The 1,782-nt window shown below is 68.4% G+C and carries 3 protein-coding genes; all 3 read right to left on the reverse strand.

Translation table 11 applies throughout. The features are described from left to right. The coding region (locus tag AC2W7C_RS17390) for a hypothetical protein (RefSeq protein ID WP_486002491.1) at positions 1-190 on the reverse strand (190 nt) is incomplete at its 3' end. Positions 191-262: 72 nt separating this feature from the next. Then, entirely contained in the window at positions 263-1,018 is a 756-nt protein-coding gene (locus AC2W7C_RS17395; protein WP_486002492.1) for an OmpA family protein, read from the reverse strand. A 20-nt stretch (positions 1,019-1,038) separates the two neighbouring features. Beyond that, positions 1,039-1,683 carry a protein-L-isoaspartate(D-aspartate) O-methyltransferase gene (locus AC2W7C_RS17400; RefSeq protein WP_486002493.1) on the reverse strand — a complete coding sequence of 215 codons (645 nt, stop codon included), beginning with the start codon at positions 1,681-1,683 and terminating at the stop codon, positions 1,039-1,041. Positions 1,684-1,782: the final 99 nt, after the last annotated feature.

The raw sequence follows: 1,782 nt of genomic DNA on the forward strand, positions 1-1,782 counted from the left end.
CCCCTCGCCGGACGGGAGCCGGCGCCGCCGTCCTTCGGATAGGCCTGGCTTGCGGCTGCGCGGCCGTTCGGGCCGGCGAGTCGGCGTAGATCGAATAGCGCGGCTCGGTCGGATAGCTGGAACAGGCCGCCATCAGGCTCATCGCCCCCAGCGCCATCAGGATCCGCAGACCGCCGCCCATTCGCTTCATTCGCCCGCTCCCGCTTGCGCCGTCGTTGCGGCCACCTGACCTCATGAACCGCGCCAAAGTTGGGCGGGAAGGTTAATCAGGTATTGATGGAGGGTAGCGGATATCGATGTAGACGCGCCGGTTCAACGGTTCGGCTACGCCATCGGCGGTCGGCCGCGCCAGCCGGGTCTCGCCATAAAAACCGGGTTCGATCTGATCCCACGCCACCCCTTCGCGAACCAGGGCTTCTGCAACCGCCAGCGCTCTGCGCTGACTCAGTTCGAGATTGGCCTCCGCCGACCCTCGGGTGTCGGTATGCGCATCCAGTATGTAGCGGGACCGGCCAGGCGCGTTCATGGCGGCCGCGATCCGAATCGCGAAGAGTCCCCGATCTTCTTCGATCTCCACGGAGCCCTCTTTGAAATAGATGCCGCCCAGATGCCACAGGGAGGGCGGATTCGGAGGGTCGCCGGGCGAGTTGACCTGCACATCAAGAGCCAGGCAGCCGGGGGGCGCATCGAGCTGCGGGCTGGTTTCGGTCCGCAAATAGACGGTTGGAAAGCCCGTCCGGAGCAGTTCGACATAAGCCTCGTGCGCCCGTCGTACCGACAGGGCTTCGGCGGCGGGATTCTCTCCCCGAGGTCGGCGAAGCGTCGCCGTCGCACGGAACCGTTCCGCCGCCCGGACGATCGCCGCCGCCTCGGCGAACGACCGGTACATCTCGACCGTCGCGGTCGTCTCGCCTTCGAAGCAGACGGGCCAGGTCTGGGCCGCGGCCGGAGCGCCCCACAAGGTGGCGGCCATGGCGAGGACCATCTGGAGAGAGCGGGGCCGCATGGCGTGAACCATGCCCTCTCAACCCTGACGCGTCACCCCTCCTTGGCCGTCCCTTCGACCAGCGGCACGAAGCGTACCTCGGCCAGGCTCTCGCGGCGGAACGAGCCGTCTTCCTGGCCGACGTAGCGGTGCAGCATCTGCACCGACGTCCGCCCGACCGGCGCCACCAGGATCCCGCCCGGCTTCAGCTGGTGCAGCAGTTCGGTCGGCTCGCCCGGCGAGGCGGCCGTGACCATGATCCGGTCGAACGGCGCCTGTTCCGGCCAGCCCAGGCCGCCGTCGCCGTGCCGGGTGATGACGTTGTCGATCTTCAGCGTCTTCAACCGGTTCTCGGCCTCGGTCAGCAGGCTGCGGTAGCGCTCGACCGAATAGACGTAGCGAGCCAGCCGGCTCAGCACCGCGGCCTGGTAGCCGCTGCCGGTGCCGATCTCCAGCACCCGGTGCCGCGCCTGCACATCCAGGGCCTGGGTCATCAGGCCGACGATATAGGGCTGGCTGATCGTCTGGGCGCAGTCGATCGGCAGCGCCTGGTCCTCCCAGGCCTGATCGAGGAATTTCTCGTGCACGAAGACCGCGCGGTCGATCGATTCCATCGCCCCCAGCACCCGGGGGTCGGTCACCCCCTGCTGCCGCAGGCCCAGGATCAGCCGCCCGGCGCGATCGTCGTTCAGCTTCATCTATTCCTCCCCCACAGGGGGAGGGGGGACCATCCGAAGGATGGTGGAGGGGGGACGCGCGAGCGCCGGAGCGGAGGCATGCCCCCTCCACCGCGCTGC

The organism is Brevundimonas sp. CURTG3B2_SDJG (assembly GCF_057364705.1).

Coding starts and splice junctions, on each gene's coding strand:
- AC2W7C_RS17395 (WP_486002492.1), bottom strand. CDS start 1,018: ATGGTTCACGCCATGCGGCCCCGCTCTCTCCAGATGGTCCTCGCCATG.
- AC2W7C_RS17400 (WP_486002493.1), bottom strand. CDS start 1,683: ATGAAGCTGAACGACGATCGCGCCGGGCGGCTGATCCTGGGCCTGCGG.